The organism is Streptomyces sp. NPDC048643 (assembly GCF_040650615.1).
Taxonomy (GTDB): domain Bacteria; phylum Actinomycetota; class Actinomycetes; order Streptomycetales; family Streptomycetaceae; genus Streptomyces.
Map to the genome: position 1 here is coordinate 40111 of NZ_JBEZHO010000001.1, position 17790 is coordinate 57900.

The following is a 17790-nucleotide window of genomic DNA, read 5'->3' on the forward strand; positions in this document are numbered from 1 at the left end:
GAGCGACTTCGCGGGTACGGGCCCGGCGCTCCGTGTTCCTATGCGCCTCGCCGACCGCCTATGCGTGTGACCACCCGATTCATGGCCGCCGCGGGACCGGCACGGTCAACTGGTGTTCAACGCCAGTCGACTGCACCGCCCCCGACCTGATCGGCGGGCGGGACCATGGAGGCGGTCCCCATGACAACACCCTTGGCCGACTACGCGATGTTCGTCGGCAAGCGCATCGCGATCGTCGAACACATGCAGAACCACCCGTTCGTCCTCGGTCTGCACCAGGCCCGCGAGCACGGTCTGGAGGTGTGGCTGCTGACCGGCGACCGGTCCTGGTACACCCACGGGCACGACTGGGACGCGCACCCGCTCGCCGCCGCGGTCGACCGGGTCGTCGACGTCGACACCACCGACCTCGAAGCGGTGCTGTCCGTGGTGACCGGCGAGGACGGCACGCCCCTCGTGGACGGCCTCACGTCGTTCTCCGACTACCACACGGTGCTCGCCGCGCAGGCGGCCCGCCGCCTCGGCCTGCCCGGTCCCGACCCGGCAGCCGTGGAACGGGCCAACACCAAGGACCGGCTGCGGGTGGCGCTCGGCGACGTGCCCTACAACATCCCGCACATGCTGGTCAGCGGCCCCGAACAGCTCGACGAGGCGGCCCGCCGACTGGGCTTCCCGATGATCGCCAAGCCGCCCGCGGAGGCCATCAGTTACGGGGTGCGCCGCGTCGACGACATGGACCAGCTCGTCGAGGCCTGGCAGGAGCTGTCCGGCATCCGGCGGAGCCTGCGCGGCCAGCCGCGCTCCGGGGACGTCCTGCTGGAGACGTACGTCGAGGGCGTCGAGGTCAGTGTCGAGACCATGACCGTGAACGGGCACACGCACGTCTTCGGCGTCACCTCGAAGGACCTCTTCGGCGACCCGGCCTACATCGAGTGCGGCCACACCTTCCCCGTGCCGCTCCCCGACGAGGAGCGCGACGAGCTCTACTCGGCGGTCGTCGGCACCCTGGAGGCCATCGGCTACGACCACGGCCCCTGCCACACCGAGGTACGGCGCACCGAGTCCGGCTGGCGGATCATCGAGGCCAACCCGCGCACCCCGTCGAGCTGCATGACGATGCTCGTCACCGACGTCACCGGGCGCAGCCCCATCCTGGACGCCTGGCTGCTGACGATCGGCGAGGTACCGGCGATCGAACCGGTCCGGCACTCCGGCGGCGCGGCCGTCCGCATGATCTACCCGCAGCGGCGCGGCGTCCTGGAGCGGGTCGACGGCGTGGAGGCCGCCGCCTCGGTGCCCGGGGTGCAGGTGCTGCTGCACGTGGAGAAGGGCGACCACCTGCTCCAGCGGATGGACAACTCCGCCTGTGTCGGCTTCACCTACTGCAGCGGACCGGACCGCCTGGAGGCGCAGGCCCTCGCCGACAAGGCCGCCGCCCACCTCGACTTCGTCGTCGAGGACGGGACGCGGGAGCTGTGACCGGCACCGGTCCGTATGCGGCCGGCCGGAGCGACGTGCGGTCGGTGGCGGACGCCGCCGGCCTGCCGGGCGCCGGCTGGGACGGACTGCTCGGCGCGGAGGACTTCTTCCAGACCTCGCGATGGCTCGCGGTGCAGGAGCGCAACTCCGGGACGACGATGGACTTCCTGATGCGGCACCGGGACGGCGACCCCGTCGCCGGGCTGGTCGCCGCGTGGGCCGACGACTCGGTGCCGTGGCTGCTGGCCCGGCCGGACGCGATGCTCTCCCGGGCACTGGAGGACGGCGGGACGCCCGAGGCGGAGGCCGTCCTGCGGGAGGTCGCCGGGGGCGATCCCGCCGCCCTGCTGCCGTCGCTGGTGTGCGGCGGCCGGCACCTGGGCCGCACCCGCGCCCTCGCCGGTCCGCACGCCGGGCCGGGAGACGTCGAGGCCCTGGTGGAGCGGGCCGAACAGCTCGCGCGGGAGCGGGGCGCGGCGAGCGTCTGCTTCCCCCATGTCGACGTCCGGGACGCCGCGTTGGTGGACCTGCTGCACGCGCGCGGCTACCGCTCGCACCTGTCGGCGCACTACGCCTGGCTGCCCATCCCGGCCGGCGGCTGGGACGAGTTCCTCGCCGGCATGAGCAAGCACCGGCGCCGCCGGGTGCGTCTGGAGCGCCGGGCGCTCGCCGAGGCGAAGGTCGAGGTGCACCTCGAACCGCTCACCAAGGCGCTGGCGCCGCGCCTGGGCGAGCTCGACTGCAACCTGCTGCGCAAGTACGGCAATCCGGCGAGCCCCGAGCACTCGGCGGGGCTCCTCAGCTGGATCTCCGAGGTCATGGGCGACGACGCGATGGTCTCGGTGGCGCGCCAGAACGGCGCCATCATCGGCTTCGGCATGGTGCTGCGGTCCCGGGCGCGCGGTGAGGAGCAGTGGTTCGGCCACCGCGCCGGATTCGACTACGAGGCCCAGGGCAAACTGCCGCTCTACTACGACGTCCTGTACTACCGCGTCCTCGAAGCGGCCGCCCGCGAGGGCGTGTCCGTCCTGCACGCCGGGATCGGCAGCATCGAGGCGAAGCTCGCCCGCGGCTGCCGGGCGAGCGAGGAGCACGCGTTCCTGCTCCGGCTGGACCGCACGGGATCCGGCGGCGGCACGGCCGTCGTGCCCCGCGCCGAGTCAGGCGACACGGCCCGGGTCCCGCGCCAGGCGAGCCCGCGGGCGGCCGGAGCCGGGCGCCCCGCAGGGGAGAGCGACACTCCCTCTCCTCCCTCCGACCGGGAGACGGACGCTCCCCTTCGTACCTCCGACCGGGAGACGACCACACGATGAGCACGGGAACGGAACGCATCACGCGCGCGGGGGCCGGCTGGAACGCCGCCGTCGGAGCGACGGTCAACCCCTCGACCGCGCGCGGCGGCACCCTGCGGCTGGTGTCCTCGGCCGACGTGGACTCCCTCGACCCGGCCCGCACCTACTACGTCTGGGTCTGGCTGCTCCAGCGGATGCTGAACCGCACCCTCATGGCGTACCCCACCGACGCGGGCCCCGCCGGGCTCGTGCCCGTCCCGGACCTCGCCGAGGGCCCCGGGCAGGTCGGCGACGGCGGCCGCACCTGGACCTACCGGCTGCGCCCCGGCCTGCGCTACGACGACGGTTCGCCGATCACCTCCGACGACCTCCGCAACGCCGTGCAAAGGGTGTTCGCCCAGGACGTGCTGCCCGGCGGACCGACGTACCTCATCCCGCTGCTGGACGATCCGGCGCGCCCCTACCCGGGCCCGTACCGCACCGACGAACCGCTGGAGTCGGTGCTCACGCCCGACGACCGCACGATCGTCTTCCGACTGCGGCGGCCGTTCTCCGACTTCGACCACCTCATGGCGCAGCCCGCCGCCGCCCCCGTGCCGCGCCGTGCCGACCTCGGTGCCGAGTACGGGGAGAACCCGCGCTCCAGCGGCCCGTACCGCATCGCCGCGCACCGGCCGGGACGCTTCCTGCACCTGGAGCGCAACCCCTACTGGGACCGGGCGCTCGACCCGGTCCGCCCGGCGCTGCCCGACCGGGTCGAGCTGACCATCGGGGTGGACGTCGACGAGCTCGACCGGCGCCTGATCGCGGGCGAGTTCGACATCAACCTCGAAGGCCGGGGCCTCCAGCACGCGGCACAGAGCCGCGTCACGGCGGACGGGGTGCTGCGCTCCCGCACCGACAATCCGCGCACCAGCTTCCTGCACTTCGTCTCGATCCAGCCGCACGTCCCGCCGTTCGGCGACGTGCACGCGCGGCGGGCCGTGCACTACGCCGCCGACAAGATCCTGCTCCAGGAGGCCCGCGGCGGACCGGTCATGGGCGGCGACCTGACCACGGCGCTCTTCCCGCCCAGACTCCCCGCCCACCAGGCCCTCGACCCCTACCCGACGGGACCCGACCTGCGCGGCGACCTCGACGCGGCCCGCGCCGAACTCGCGGCGGCGGGAATGCCGGACGGCTTCGAGGCGGTGATCGGCACCCAACGCGGCAAGTTCCGCCTCGTCGCCGACGCCGTGGCGGAGTCGGTGGCCCGCGTCGGCATCCGGCTGACCGTGAAGGAGCTGGACGTCGCCAGCTACTTCAGCCTGGGCGCCGGGCACCCGGACACGATCCGCAAGCACGGCCTCGGGCTCGTCGTCACCGACTGGGGCGCCGACTTCCCCACCGAGTACGGCTTCCTCGCGCCCCTCGTCGACGGCCGGCAGATCCGCCGCAACGGCGGCAACTGGAACATCGCCGAACTCGACGACCCGCGCGTCAACGACCTCGTCGACCGGAGCCTGCACACCACCGACCCCGCCGAACGCGCCCGTCACTGGCGGGAGATCGAACGCCTGGTGATGGACCACGCCGTGATCCTTCCCCTGGTCCACGACAAGACCCTGCACTTCCGCAACCCGTGGGTCACGAACGTCTACGTCCATCCCGCCTTCGGGCTGTACGACGTCCAGGCGATGGGCGTCGCCCCCGACCGCGCCGAGAGCACCGACCGGGAGACCACACCGTGAACGACAGCACCCAGGGCCTGCGCTTCAGCCCGCTGGCCGCCGACGACGAGACCACCGTCCGCCAGTGGCTGACGCTGCTCGACGACGCGGCCGGGGACGTGCCGGGAGCCGCGCCGCCCTGCGCCGCCGACATGACGGGCTCGCTGCGCTTCCCGCCGCCCGCGACCAAGCTGGAGGACTGGGTCGTCCGTCACGAGGGCCGGGGCGACCGTGTCGTCGGCGCGCTGCGGCTCGCGCTGCCCGACGGCGCGGACGTCGCCCGGGTCGACCAGCTCCTCGTCCACCCGGAGCTGCGGCGCCGGGGCATCGGGCGGGCGCTGCACGGCCGGGCGGCCGAACTCGCCGCCGGGCACGGGCGTTCGGTGCTCTCCGGGACCGTCGTGGAGGCCCTGCCCGGCGGTCCCGTGCGGGACACCGCTCCCGCGGCCTTCGCCGCGGCGGTCGGCGCACGGCGGGCCGCGGCCCCGGCGGGCGTCCACCAGTGGCTGGACCTCGGCGTCCACGACCCGCTGGCCCCAGGAGTGCCCGACGTGCCCCCGGGCTACTCGCTGGTGACCTGGGGGACCATCACCCCCGATGAGTACGCGGTACGGGTCTCGGTGCTCGAACAGTCCCTGGGCGACGAGTCGTTCGACGAGGAGCAGGACGACGCCCGAGGGGAGGACCAGGAGGTCGGGACCAGCTACGCGCGGGAGTTCGAGACCATGCGGGTGGGGCGCGGCCGGAAGGCGTACCACACCGGTGTGCTGCACGAGGCGAGCGGCCAGCTCGCCGGGTACACCAGCGTCTCCAAGACCACCGGCAATCCCGGCTACGCGCTCCAGGGCATGACCGTCGTCCACCGCGCGCACCGGGGCCACCGGCTGGGCACGCTGCTGAAGCTCGCGAACCTGGAGTACGTGCTGCGGCACGAGCCCGCCGTCCGGCTGATCGAGACGGCGAACGCCGAGGACAACACCGCGATGATCGCGGTCAACGCCGCCCTCGGCTTCACCCCGACGGACCGCTGGACGACCTGGACGGGCCTGGTCGGCGCAATCGATCCACGCTGACCAGCCGTCCTACGGCGCGATACCGCGACGGCCGTGCCGCTCACCTCGGTGAGCGGCACGGCCGTCCGTCGGTTCGCGGGTGACGGCCGGATCGGCGGCCGGCCGTCACGGCGCGAGCGCGCGGCCCCGGCCGGGGAGGGAGGGGAGCGCTCCGGCCACCGGCGGGCGGCCCGCGCGGTGCGTCGCCGGCCATCCGCTGCCGAGGTCGGAGCGGGAGGCCCATGGCCCGCCCGCGGACGGGTCGGGGGACGAGAGCCGGGCCGCGGGACACGAGCCGGGCCGGGCGTACGGGCCCGGCCGGGCCGACCGTGCGGCGGGCCGGAGCCTTGCCCCCGCTGTCAGCGCCGGGTGATCCGCCGCCGCTCGCGATCGTGCGGGCCCGGCTGGGCGGGTACCGTGCCGCCGCCCTCCACCGGAACGGGCCCCACGCCCTGCCGGGCCGCCGCGCCACGACGTCTGAAGGGGTTCCAGCCCGTGCCCACCAGGACGCCGGCGACGACCGCCGTGCCGCCGATCGCGGACCAGGCCGTCGGCTGCTCGCCGAGGCCCAGCCAGGCGGCGAGGACCGCGACCACGGGCACCAGCATGGAGAACGGCGCGACCTTCCCCGCCTCGTACCGCTTCAGCAGGGTGGTCCAGATGCCGGAGCCGACCACCGAACCGGCCAGCGCGGTGTAGACGAGCGCGACCAGACCGGGCCAGCCGTCGGCGGAGAACGAGGCACCGAAGTCGCGCCAGCCCGTACCGGGACCCTCCATGGCCGCCGAGAGGGCCAGCAGCGGGAGGGGCGGCACGACCGACATCCACAGGGCGAACCGCAGCGGATGGTCGGGTCGCGCCTGCCGGCTGGCGATGTTGCCGAACGCCCAGCCGAGCGCCGCGAGCAGGGTCAGCAACAGCGGGAGCAGGGCGGCGCTGCGGGCCCGCTCCACGGCGATCACGGACATGCCGACGACGGCGACGGCGACACCTGCCAGTTGCCGCCGGGAGATCCGCTCACCCAGCAGCAGCGCGCCGAGCAGCATGGTGAAGGGCGCTGACGCCTGCACCACCACCGATGCCTGGCCGGAGGGCATGCCCTGGTCGATGGCGAGGAAGAGCAGCCCGAACTGCATGGCGCCGAAGCCGAGTCCGTAGATCACCAGCCAGCGCAGCGGGACCTTCGGGCGGGGCACGAAGACGATGACCGGTACGGCGAGGACGACGAAGCGCAGCGCGGAGAGGAAGAACGGCGGGTAGTGGTCGAGCCCGACCCGCACCGCGAGGAAGTTCAGTCCCCACAGCACGGCGACGAGGACGGCGAGGAGTCGGTCCCGGACGCTCACCGGGCGGTTTTCGCCGTCAGGAGCCCGGAGTTGACGACGCGCGAGCCGAGGCCGCGCAGGAACAGGCCGTCGCCGATGGGCTTCTGCTCGTCCGCCGACTGGCGCAGCACCAGCACGTGCGCGGTGCCCTCCCCGTCCTCCAGGAGCCAGCAGAACATCATGACGCCCGGGCAGGAGCCGGCCTTGAAGTAGGCCCTGCTCCACCGCGCGGGGTCGACGGCGATGCCCGGGTAGGCGGTCAGGATGTGCTCGACCGTGCCGGTGGTGTCCCGCGCGCTGTCGCCGCGCAGCCCGTCGAGGACGTGCAGGACGTCGTACGCCGTCATGTGCCAGTCGAGGCCGAGCCGGTGCACGGTCGCGCCGAGGTCGGAACCCCGGACCGTCATCACGCCGGCGATCGTCCGCAGCAGTTCGCGTCGCCCCGCCTCGTCCCGCTCGGCCCACGCGGTACGCGACTCCGGTTTGCCCCAGCCGAGTTCGAAGACCTCGTGACTGGTCAGGAACGGCCGCAGGAGCGCCGGGTCGTGGTGCCCGGACGCGGCGACGGCCCGCTCGACGGCCTGGCGGCCGATCCGGTCGGCGATCAGGTCGGCGCCGGTGTTGTCGCTCATCGCGATCATCTTGTACGCGGTCTCGCGCACGGAGACACGGGTGCCGTCGGGCAGGTCCTGCATGTCGCCGGTGGGCAGGCTGCGCAGTTCGGGCCGGACGGTGACCTCGTCGTCCCAGGTCAGCTCGCCGTTCTCGACGGCCTGGACGAGCGCCCGCATCACGTAGAGCTTGTACGCCGAGCCGGTGGGCATCGGCCGGTCCGCGTCGGAGGCGTGCAGGACCTCGATCCCCTCGGGTGTCAGACGCGCCGCGAGGACGGAGTGGTCGACGCCGGGGGTGCGCAGCGCGTCCTCCAGCGCGTCCCAGTCGGCCAACTCGGGGATCTGGATCTCGGGCAGGAAGGTGAGGATGCGGATCAGCCCGGAGGAGTCGAGGGTGAGCGACAGCGTGTGGCGCACGCCGGTCGGGCCGGCCAGGGTGACCCAGCCCTTGTGCGCGATCGGCTGGTAGTCCAGGACGGTGAACGGCCCCTTCTCGCGCCACTCGCCGAGCGTCGCGGAGAAGCCCTGGCTGCGCCGGGGCGGGAAGGTCGGGACGAAGCGTTCGACCGTGACGTCGTCCGCCGCGAGGTCCGGTGCCGTCAGCAGCCCGACCGCCCAGCGCGCCGCCTCTCCCATCGGGGAGTCGTCGGCCGCGAGCGCCGCCTCCGGGGCGGCGGACGGGGAACCAGGGGCTTGGATCATCATCGCTCCACTCAGCTCTCGGTGACCGTGATCGCGCCGCACGGGCACAGCTCGGCGCAGAGCCGGGCCGAGGCGTGCAGGGCGGATGCGGGGGTGGCGTCGAGCAGGACGACGGTGCCGGTGGCCGGGTCCTGGTCGAAGAGGTCGGGCTCGGTCGCGGCGCACCGGCCCATGGCGCAGCAGGCGTCGGGCACGATGGCGATGGTCAGGCCTCCCCCGCCCTCCGCGCCCTGTTCCGCGCCCGGCTCCGGGTCCGTGCCGCTCGGCTCGCGCACGTCGCTCACCAGGTCACCGGCAGCGCGCCGAGCCCGTAACTCGACACCTCGTGGCGGAAGTCCAGCTCCTCGAAGGGCACCGCGAGCCGCACGCCGGGCATCCAGCGCAGGACGGCGGCGAGCGTCTCCTCGATCTCGACCCTGGCGAGCCACTGACCGAGGCACTGGTGGATGCCGTGGCCGAAGGCGAGGTGGCGGCGGGCGTCGCGGTGCGGGTCGAGGGTGTCGGGGGACGGGAAGACCCCCTCGTCCCGGTTGCCTGCGGCCAGCGACAGGACGACGCCTTCCCCGGCCCGGATCGTCACGTCGTCGAGCCGGACGTCCTCGACGGCGGTGCGGGCCAGCCCGTTCTGCACGATGGAGTGGAAGCGCAGCAGCTCGTCGACCGCCTTCGGCAGCAGGCTCTCGTCCTTGGCGAGCGCGCCGGCCAGGTGCGGGTCGGTGGCGAGGCTGAGCAGGCTGAGCGCGGCCTGGCTGGCGGTCGTGCCGTGTCCGGCGACCAGCAGCAGCCGGCACATCGGCACGAGTTCCTCGACGCTCAGCCGGCCGGGGCGCACCTGCTCGGTCACCAGCCGGCTCACCAGGTCGGTGCCCGGGTCGGCGACCCGCTGCTCGACGAGGTCACGCAGGAAGCCGTCCAACTCGTCTCGCGCGGCGGCCACTTGGTCGGGCGTGTAGCCGCGGTCGATGAGGATCGCGCTGCGGCTCTCGATGAAGTCCCCCTCGGACACCCCGAAGAGCAGGGTGATGACCTTGGAGGGCACGGGTGTCGTGAGCCCGGTGACGAGGTCGACCGGCCGCTCGCCGGAGGAGACCAGCGCGGACAGCATCTCGTCGAGCAGCTCCCGCAGCACCGGCCGCATCTCCTCGGCACGGCGGGCCAGGAAGTCCCGCGTGAGCATCGAACGCAGCCGGGAGTGATCCGGGTCGTCCATGCGGATGAAGGAGGCCGTGTGCGGTGCGGCGCGCACCAGTTGGGAGGTACGGGTCAGCATCGGGAAGCCGGGGGCGCTGGTGACGGCGGTGAACCGACGGTCACCGAGCACGGCCCGTACCCCGGCGTGGGAGGTGACCAGCCAGACCTGGCTGCCGTCCCACAGGGTGACCTTGCTCGCGGCCGGACCGGCGCGCAGTCCGGCGAGCTGCGGGGGCGGGTCCACGGGACAGACCCGTGGCATCGGGTACGAGGGGGCCGCCTTCTCGTCCTGGAGTGCCGCGTCGTTCTGCATCATCCACCGCCTATCGCTGCGCAGGTCGCTGCACAGGGGTCGCGCCGACGTGCTGTCGCCGTCCCAATCTGCCGTGCCCGCGCGGAGGCGTCGTGGCCTCGGGCCCCGGCGCGCATAACCGGCCGGAAACAGTCATAACCTGCGGCTCCTCCGGCCATTCACCGAGGCACGGCCCTGCTGCTAACGTCCTGGCGACCCGACTGAATTCGCCCGAGGTCCCGGCCGAAGGGATCAGGCGTCCCGGCCGAATCGGCCCGGTGTTCCGGCCGAATTCTCGGACCCGTCCACGCACCGGCACTCGCCCCCGGGGAGAACCATGACCACCACCTCAGCACTGCAGGGAAAAGTCGCGCTCGTCACGGGCGCGAGTTCGGGCATCGGCGCGGCCACCGCGCGGGCGCTCGCCGCGGAGGGCGCGGCGGTCGCCGTCGCGGCCCGCCGGGTCGACCGGCTGACCGCGCTCGCGGACGAACTCGCCGCGACCAGCGCCACCGTGCACGTCGTCGAACTGGACGTGACCGACGAGCGGGCCGCGGCCGACGCCGTACGGTCCACGGTGGAGACTCTGGGGCGCCTCGACATCCTCGTGAACAACGCCGGGATCATGCTGCTCGGCCCCGTCGAGGACGCCGACACCACCGACTGGACCCGGATGATCAACACCAACGTCCTCGGCCTGATGTACATGACCCACGCGGCCCTTCCGCACCTGCTCAGGAGCCAGGGCACGGTCGTGCAGATCTCCTCGATCGCCGGCCGCGTCGCGGGGCGCGGGGCGGCCGGCTACAACGCGAGCAAGTTCGCCGTGAACGGCTTCAGCGAGGGGCTGCGCCAGGAGGTCACCGAACGCGGGGTGCGCGTGGTGGTCGTCGAGCCGGGCACCGTCGAGACGGAGCTGCGCGAGCACATCACCCACGCTCCGACGAAGGCCGCGATCGAGGAACGGGTCGCCAAGATCCGGCAGTTGCAGGCCACCGACATCGCCGAGGCGGTGCGCTACGCCGTCACCGCACCGGCCCACGCCACGGTCAACGAGATCTTCATCCGCCCGACCGACCAGGCCTGAACGACCCCGCGGGACCCTGTCTCCGGACGGTCTCCGGCGCCTCTCCCGAAGTGAGGAGAGCCCGGAGAGAGGACGTGCCTAACATCACCGCAGCGACATACGGAGAATTCGGCCGAATCGAATTCATCGAACCACTGCGGACAATCACACGGCACAGTCCTTGACCACAAAGGAAACCGACATTGTCTTCCGGGTCAGAAACAACGCCTGCGGTACATCCTGCACTCGCCTCTGTTCCCGACCGGCCGACCGCCTTTCCCCCATCCATTCCCTCATCCTTTTCCTCCACCGGCACGCCCGCTCCGGCGTCCCCCACCGCCGCGCCCCCCACGCCGGCGTGCCCCGGCGCCCTCGCGGGCTTCCCCTTCACCCGCCCCGACCTGTCCCTGCTGGACGCGGTCGGGCAGTGCGGGGACCTCGCCGAGGCCGCCCGCAGGACCGGCTCACGGGGCGGTGCCGTGGAGCGCCAACTGGAGCGCCTGGACAAGGCGGTGGGGCTGCCGCTGACCCTGCGCGGCCGGCACACCGCGCGGCTCACCTCGGCGGGCTCGCGCCTGCTGGCCGCCGGCCGCCGGTTCTTCCGCCAGGTCGACCTCGCCGTCCGGACGGACATCTTCGGGCACGGGCCCGAGGCCGTCGACGCCCCGGCCGTCCTGGCCATCGCCTCCGCCGAACCGTTCCTGGAGGACGTCGTCGAGGACGCCGCCGCCGCCCTGGACATCCTGCTGTCGGTGCACCACGACACGCCCCAGCAGGTCATGCGCAGGCTCGCCGGCTACCACGTCGACGCGGCGCACACCTGGAACCTGGACGCCCCGGGCCGGTCCGTCGAACGCCCCGTGCGCACCTACCCGGTCCTCGACGACCCGCTGTGGGTCACCCTGCCCCACGGCCACCGGCTGGCCGGCGGCGGCGCGGTCTCCCTCGCCGATCTGCGGGAGGAGACCTGGGTGTCCGAGGTCGGCCCCGACTCCGAGGTCCTGGTCGCGCGGGTCTTCCAGGCGGCCGGGCTGCCCGCGCCCGCCGCCCTGCACGTCACCGGAGCCTCCGTGGCCCGGGGCATGCTGCGGCGCGGCGACGCGATCGGCCTCGGCTCCCCGACCCGGCCGGCCGTCGTCGCCCCCTCCGTGGTGCACCGGTCCGTCGTGGAGCGCCCCCACCGCTCCACCAGCCTCCTCGTCGACCCGACGGTCGTCCCCGGCGCGCTCGCGGAGCACCTGGCCGAGCTGCTCGCCGACCGCTATCTGCGCCGGTTCGCCGACCGTCACCCGGCCCTGCTCACCGACCCGTGGTGGACACGCTGGTACCGCGAACGGACGACCGGAGCCGCCCGTACCGCCGGTCCGGGGCCGGCCGCGCCGACGGCACCGGACACCGCGCAGGGCACCCGGAAGCTCGACGTCGACGACCTGCACGTACTGCGGGCGGTCGCGCGGCACGGCAGCATCAACCGGGCGGCCGCGGTGCTCTCCATCAGCCAGTCCGCGCTGACCCGTCGCATCCACCGGCTCGAACTCGGCCTGGGAGCACAGCTGTTGCTGCGCAGCGCACGGGGTACCGACCTCACCGGCTCCACCCGCAGCTTCCTGCACCGACTGGGCCGCTTCGAGGCGGAGTTCCACGAGGCGGCGCAGTCCTGCCGGAGCCTCGCCCTGCCGGGGGTCGCGGGAACCCACCGGCAGGACCTGCGCGCGGTGTCTCAGCTCGCGCCGAGCGCCACGTAGTCGTACATCCCGAAGGACCCGGTCACATACACGTTGCGGGCGTCCGGGTGCCGGTAGAGGAGCGAGCGCGGGTACAGGTACGGCACGATCACCGCGTGCTCCATGGTGAGGCGGTCGATCCGGTGCCAGATCTCCGCGCGCTCGGCCGGGTCGGAGGAGGTCGCACCGCGGTCGAGCAGGGCGTTGATCTCCGGATCGTCCAGCTCGCCCATGTTCTGGTTGCCGCGCTCCTTGATGGCCCGGCCGTCGACGATCTGCTGGAGGAACCCGTATCCGTCGGGGAAGTCGGCGCCCCAGCCGAACATGATGATCCCGATGCCGTGTTCGCGCAGATAGGCGGGGCAGCCGCCGTAGATGTCGAAGTAGTCGCCCGAGGGGAAGTCCAGGACCTCGGCCTCGATGCCGACCCGGGCGAGCCCGGCGGCCAGCGCCTCGGCGGCCCGGTACTCCTTCAGCCGGTCCTTGCGGGCGGCGATCTTCGTCCGGAACCCGTCGGGCATCCCGGCGGCGGCGAGTTCGGCCCGCGCCGCGTCGAGGTCGCCGCGCCCCTCGGGGCCCACCGGGTAGCGGTCGAAGTCCTGATGGCCGTCGAGCGTCGGCGGCAGGATCGTCGTCGCGATGTCCCCGCCGACCGAACCGCCGTACGCCTCCTGCATCGCGGCCTTGTCGGTGGCGAACTGCACGGCACGGCGGGCGTGCACGTTGTCGAACGGCGCGATCCGGCTCGACAGGCAGTAGATCCAGGTGAACCCGGACAGCGGGTTGTCGGCGTCGGCGCGCAGCGCCGGGTCGGCCAGGATCCTCTCCTGCGTCGAGGGCTGGACCCCGAACCCGGCGAGGTCGATGTGCGCCTCCCCCGCGAGCAGCATCCGGTCCACCTCGTGCGGGTCCTTGCCGAGGTGCACCTCGATGCGCTCCACCCGCTGTCTGCGGACCGGGTCCGTCTCCGGGGCCCAGTGCGGATTGCGTTCCAGGACGGCGAGTTCACCGCGGGTGTACGACACCACGCGGTACGGGCCCGTCGCGACCGGCCGCAACCGGTACCCGGCGCCCGTGTCGAGCCGGCGCGGCACCGGGGTGGTGCTCGGCATCGTCGCCAGCAGGTCCATCCCCGCGAACGGCTCCGCCAGCCGGAACACGAGGGTGCGCTCGTCGGGGGTCTCCAGGGTGACCGGCCCGTCGGCGTCGGGCTCGCGCCAGGGGCCGCCGTACTCGGTGCCCAGCAGGTGCCGGAAGTAGGTGGGCCCCGCGCCGAGCACGTCGGTTCCGTAATTGCTGCGGGCTATCGCGTACTTGACGTCACCGGCGGTGACCGGGCTGCCGTCCTCGAACCGCAGTCCCTCGCGCAGCCGGTACGTCCACACCCGGCCGCCCTCCGAGGACTCGCCGAGCGCCTCCGCCAGGTCCGGCACGAGGCGCTGGCCCGCCTTGCCCGGCGCGGTGTCGAAGGTGACGAGCGTCCGTCCGATCAGGCGCAGGAAGTTCCACGTGTACGCGTAGTAGGTGTTGCCCGGGTCCAGCGAGTCGAAGTCGTCGGTGCGGACGAGGCGGAGCGTGCCGCCGCGTGCGTCGCCCGGCCTCACCACGCCCCGGACCCCCGCGTCGTACCCGGTCTCGCCGGTGTCGGTCCTCGTGCTCTCCATGTCCCTGCGGCCCTCCTGCCGGATGCATTCCGCTCCCATCCTGGGCTCGCCCGACGACCCGGAGGGCCCCTGGGCAGGGGGAACGCATAGCACGTGCGGGCTCGGCATACCCGGGCGTTCTTCGCCCCCTCCGCCCCTTCCCGTCCCGTACCGGGGGCGCTGCCCCCGGGCCCCCGCTCCTCAATCGCCGGAGGGGCTGTTTCTCAGCCCGTCCGGCGATTGAGGACGAGGCCGTTCAGGCCGACGCGGGGGTCTGGGGGCCGGCAGCCCCCAGGTACGGGACGGAGGGGGCGGGAATCCGCTGGGCGACGTCAGGTCGTGTACTCCGAGTTGAGGCGGACGTAGCCCTCCGTGAGGTCGCACCCGTACACGGTGAACGCCCCCTCGGCGATCCCGAGGTCGATCCCGATGACCACCTCGTCCCCCTTGAGGTGCTCCGCGACAGCGGCCCGCACGGCGTCCTCCTCGGCCACGTCGACGGACCCCGCCGGGTACACCTCCGTCTCCCCGAACCGGATCCGCACCACGTCCTGCTCGATGTCCGTGTCGTCGGAGCACTTCCCGACCGCCATCGCGACCCGCCCCCAGTTGGGGTCGCTGCCGTGCACGGCGGTCTTCACGAGCGGCGAGTTGACGACGGTCTTGCCGACCCGCTTGGCCTGGGCGGTGTCCCGCGCCCCCGTCACGCGCACCTCGATGAGCTTGCTCGCCCCCTCGCCGTCGCTCGCGATGTCCTTGACGAGCGCGAGGGCGGCCTCGTGGAGGACCTGCTCGAACTCGCCGGGATCGACGTCGCCGGCCAGCCCGTTGGCGAACAGCACCGCGGTGTCGCTGGTCGAGGTGTCCGTGTCGATGCTGACGGCGTTGAACGTGCGGTCCATGACGCGCCGGAAGATCCGGTCCTGCTCGGCCGGATCGAGGCGGGCGTCGGTGGCGAAGAAGGTGAGCAGCGTGGCCATGTCGGGCTCCAGCATGCCGACGCCCTTGGCGATCCCGACGACCGTCGCGTCACCGCAGCGCAGCCGGACCTCCTTGGGCCGGGTGTCGGTGGTCATGATGGCGCGGGCAGCACGGTCGAAACCGCCCTCGGGGAACGGCAGGGCCAGTGACTTGAGGTGCTCGCGGATCTGCGGCATGGGGTACTGGCGGCCGATCACGCCGGTGGAGGCGACCAGCACCTCCCCGTCGGGCACGCCCAGCGTGGCGGCGACCGAGGCGCGGATCTCCCGCGCGTTGGCCTCGCCCTCCCGGCCGGTCGCGACGTTGGCGTTGCGGGCCAGCACGACAACGCCCCGCGCCTGCCCGTCGGCGACGGCCTCGCGGCTCAGCAGAACGCTCGGCCCGACGAACCGGGACCGGGTGAACACCCCGCTGACCTGGGCCGGGACGGTCGAGGCGAGCACGGTGAAGTCGTCCCGGCCGTCGTCGCCGAGACCGACCGGGGCGGTGTGCACGGCGAAGCCCAGCGGCGTCGCCCGAGCCGTCGATGTGGAGTCGGACATGTCATCGTCTCCCGTCTGCGTTACTTCCGGTGAGCCAGCGTTTCACGCGCCGCTCGGGGCGCCACCGAGAACGAGCCGAACGTGCCACGGCCCCCTCCGCGCGCCCCGGGGCCAGGATCGGGGTGCGCGAAGGGGGCTCGCCGGGCGCCCGGCGGACGGTCTGCCTAGCGGCGCGGGGAGAACGACACCACGTCGCCCGCCCGTTCACCACCCGACAGCTGCCCGTTGCGCTCGGTCCTGATGTACACCCGGTGCAGCCAGCGGTCCTTGCCGTCCCAGCGCGGGCTGAACGGCGTACGGGCGTGCGTGGTACGGAAGTTGTCGATGATCAGAAGGTCGCCGGGGGTCAGCTTCACGGCCTCCGTCACGTCGTCCAGGGCCTGCGACAGGGCGGCGACGGCCTCCTTGTCGGCCGGCTCCTCGGGGGCGAGCAGCTCACGGTCGTAGCCGAGGAACGGGTCCTTCTCGTTCCCGTACAGCGCCTTGACCTCGGCGATCGCGCCCGGGTCCTCGATGCCGCCGCGGAAGGCGACGTCGACACAGCACGGCAGCCTGCGGTCGAAGAGCCGCGCCTTGGTGTCCTCGTCGAGCAGGGTGAGCGCCTTGCGCACCGAGCCGACGAGCGTCTCGGCCCGGCGCTCGTGGTCCGCACGGGAGCAGGCCAGCATGACGTAGTTCGGCTGGAGGACGTGGTACGCCATCTCGGTGTGAAACTCCAGGAGCGTCTCGGAGGTCTCCGAGCTGAGGTAGTGCGCGCCCGGCGAGGGATACACGTCGTGGTAGACCGTGCCGGAGCGCAACTCGGCGTAGCCGGTGTGCAGTCCGAGCCGGCGGCCGGCCACGGCGAGCATCGCCTCCATGAGCAGCCGGCCCCGGTCCGCCGGCGCGGGCGTGGAGGTGGGCGTGGGCGGCAGTTCGCCCTCCGCCTCCAACGGCAGTCCGCGCAGCAGCAGATAGCCGTCCTCGGTGCCCTCGGCGTTGAACCTGTCGAGGGCGGCGCCTATCTCGCGCGGAAGCCGCTCGGACAGGGCCTTCGCCTGCTCCAGGAAGCCGTACAGGTCGGCGCGCGGCACCTCGGGCAGTTCGGCCGCGAGGGCACGCAGGTGTTCCTGGTGGGCGGTGCAGTCGATGATCGGAGAAGCCATGGGTGCGATGTCTCCTTTGCGTCTGGATGCGACGGTGCGCGGGCCGCGCCGGGCCGGGAGGGCCTCGGGGCTACGCCGGGGCGCGGTGGGCGCGGGCGTACTGGTAGAGCAGTTCGGCGCCGATCTCGGTGGCCAGGACGGAGGTGATCCCGGCGTGGTCGTACAGGGGCGAGACCTCCATGACGTCGAAGCCGACCGGTCGGAGGTCGCCGACGCAGCGCAGCAGGGCGAGGAGCTCTCGGGAGCTCAGGCCGCCGGGCGCGGGGGTGCCCGTCCCGGGGGCGAAGGCGGGGTCGACGACGTCGATGTCGACCGACACGTACACGGGCCGTCCGCCGACCCGTTCCCGTACGAGGTCCGCGGTGCCGGCCACACCGAGGTCGCCGAACTCGTCGGCGGTCACGACGCGGACGCCGTTGCCGCGGGCGTAGTCGAGCGAGTCGGGCTTCGGGTTGTGGCCGCGGATCCCGATCTGCACCATCGCGGCCGGATCGATGAGCTTCTCCTCGATGCCGTGCCGGAAGGGCGTGCCGTGGTGGTACTGGCCGCCGTAGAACGCGGGGTTGGTGTCGGAGTGCGCGTCCAGGTGCAGGACGGCGACGGGGCCGTGCTGCTCGGCGACGGCCCGCAGGGCGGCCACGGTCAGGGAGTGGTCGCCGCCCAGCATCATGAAGGCGGCGTTGCTCTTGAGCAGTTCCGCCAGATGCCGCTGCGCGGTCTCGATCGCGATGTTCATGTTGAACGGCGTGAGGTCGATGTCGCCGCCGTCGACACAGTTGATGAGGTCGAAGGTGCCCGGGCCCCGGTCGATGCCGACGCCGTGGATCAACCCGGACTCGTTGCGGATCGCGCGGGGTCCGAAGCGGGCGCCGGGCCGGTAGCTGGTGCCGCCGTCGTAGGGGGCGCCGATGACGACGACGTCGTAGCCGCGCGGGTCCTGGTCGTGCGGCAGGCGCATGAAGGTGGGGATCTGCGCGTAGCGGGGCGAGACGTGCGAGTCGATGCGTTCCACGGCTCAGTTCCCCTCCGGGAG

General features: G+C 73.1%; 14 protein-coding genes. 6 read left to right on the top strand and 8 right to left on the bottom strand.

All coding sequences use genetic code 11. The features are described from left to right. Positions 1-180 precede the first annotated feature (180 nt). From AB0C62_RS00160 to AB0C62_RS00175, 4 genes are read left to right on the top strand one after another with little or no spacing between them, the layout of a single operon-like run. A complete protein-coding gene (locus AB0C62_RS00160) occupies positions 181-1479 on the top strand; it encodes an ATP-grasp domain-containing protein (RefSeq protein ID WP_362968762.1) in 1299 nt (432 codons plus the stop codon). Then, on the top strand, positions 1476-2792 hold the full coding sequence (locus AB0C62_RS00165) for a GNAT family N-acetyltransferase (protein ID WP_362968764.1): 1317 nt from the start codon (positions 1476-1478) through the stop codon (positions 2790-2792). Before AB0C62_RS00160 ends, AB0C62_RS00165 begins: the two co-directional genes overlap by 4 nt. Further along, the gene (locus AB0C62_RS00170) at positions 2789-4501 is read left to right on the top strand and encodes an ABC transporter substrate-binding protein (RefSeq protein ID WP_362968766.1); all 1713 of its coding nucleotides are present in this window, start codon (positions 2789-2791) and stop codon (positions 4499-4501) included. Before AB0C62_RS00165 ends, AB0C62_RS00170 begins: the two co-directional genes overlap by 4 nt. Beyond that, a complete protein-coding gene (locus tag AB0C62_RS00175) occupies positions 4498-5553 on the top strand; it encodes a GNAT family N-acetyltransferase (protein WP_362968768.1) in 1056 nt (351 codons plus the stop codon). The genes AB0C62_RS00170 and AB0C62_RS00175 overlap by 4 nt, the downstream gene beginning before the upstream one ends. A 338-nt stretch (positions 5554-5891) precedes the next feature. Here AB0C62_RS00175 and AB0C62_RS00180 read toward each other — a convergent pair whose 3' ends face one another. The 4 genes from AB0C62_RS00180 to AB0C62_RS00195 all read right to left on the bottom strand — a co-directional run bounded on the left by AB0C62_RS00180 (position 5892) and on the right by AB0C62_RS00195 (position 9680). Continuing rightward, the gene (locus AB0C62_RS00180) at positions 5892-6878 is read right to left on the bottom strand and encodes an EamA family transporter (protein WP_362968770.1); all 987 of its coding nucleotides are present in this window, start codon (positions 6876-6878) and stop codon (positions 5892-5894) included. Beyond that, entirely contained in the window at positions 6875-8173 is a 1299-nt protein-coding gene (locus AB0C62_RS00185; RefSeq protein WP_362968772.1) for a serine hydrolase, read from the bottom strand. The genes AB0C62_RS00180 and AB0C62_RS00185 overlap by 4 nt, the downstream gene beginning before the upstream one ends. 11 nt (positions 8174-8184) lie before the next feature. After that, positions 8185-8346 carry a ferredoxin gene (locus AB0C62_RS00190; RefSeq protein ID WP_362969106.1) on the bottom strand — a complete coding sequence of 54 codons (162 nt, stop codon included), beginning with the start codon at positions 8344-8346 and terminating at the stop codon, positions 8185-8187. A 107-nt stretch (positions 8347-8453) separates the two neighbouring features. After that, positions 8454-9680 carry a cytochrome P450 gene (locus tag AB0C62_RS00195; protein WP_362968774.1) on the bottom strand — a complete coding sequence of 409 codons (1227 nt, stop codon included), beginning with the start codon at positions 9678-9680 and terminating at the stop codon, positions 8454-8456. A gap of 313 nt (positions 9681-9993) precedes the next feature. On the opposite strand from AB0C62_RS00195, the gene AB0C62_RS00200 reads away from it, so the two are divergent. After that, complete coding sequence (locus AB0C62_RS00200; RefSeq protein WP_362968776.1) at positions 9994-10743, top strand: SDR family NAD(P)-dependent oxidoreductase; 750 nt, start codon at positions 9994-9996, stop codon at positions 10741-10743. Between the two features lie 389 nt (positions 10744-11132). Continuing rightward, entirely contained in the window at positions 11133-12467 is a 1335-nt protein-coding gene (locus tag AB0C62_RS00205; protein WP_362969107.1) for a LysR family transcriptional regulator, read from the top strand. On the opposite strand, the gene AB0C62_RS00210 is transcribed toward AB0C62_RS00205, so the two are convergent. The 4 genes from AB0C62_RS00210 to speB form a co-directional block, all read right to left on the bottom strand. Then, the gene (locus AB0C62_RS00210; protein WP_362968778.1) at positions 12443-14110 is read right to left on the bottom strand and encodes an ABC transporter substrate-binding protein; all 1668 of its coding nucleotides are present in this window, start codon (positions 14108-14110) and stop codon (positions 12443-12445) included. The two genes, AB0C62_RS00205 and AB0C62_RS00210, sit on opposite strands and share 25 nt — an antisense overlap. Before the next feature lie 311 nt (positions 14111-14421). Then, positions 14422-15612 carry a bifunctional glutamate N-acetyltransferase/amino-acid acetyltransferase ArgJ gene (gene argJ, locus AB0C62_RS00215; RefSeq protein ID WP_362968781.1) on the bottom strand — a complete coding sequence of 397 codons (1191 nt, stop codon included), beginning with the start codon at positions 15610-15612 and terminating at the stop codon, positions 14422-14424. A gap of 164 nt (positions 15613-15776) precedes the next feature. Next, positions 15777-16757 carry a clavaminate synthase Cs1 gene (gene cs1, locus AB0C62_RS00220; RefSeq protein WP_362968783.1) on the bottom strand — a complete coding sequence of 327 codons (981 nt, stop codon included), beginning with the start codon at positions 16755-16757 and terminating at the stop codon, positions 15777-15779. Positions 16758-16827: 70 nt separating this feature from the next. Further along, entirely contained in the window at positions 16828-17769 is a 942-nt protein-coding gene (gene speB / locus AB0C62_RS00225; protein WP_362968785.1) for an agmatinase, read from the bottom strand. Positions 17770-17790 lie beyond the last annotated feature (21 nt).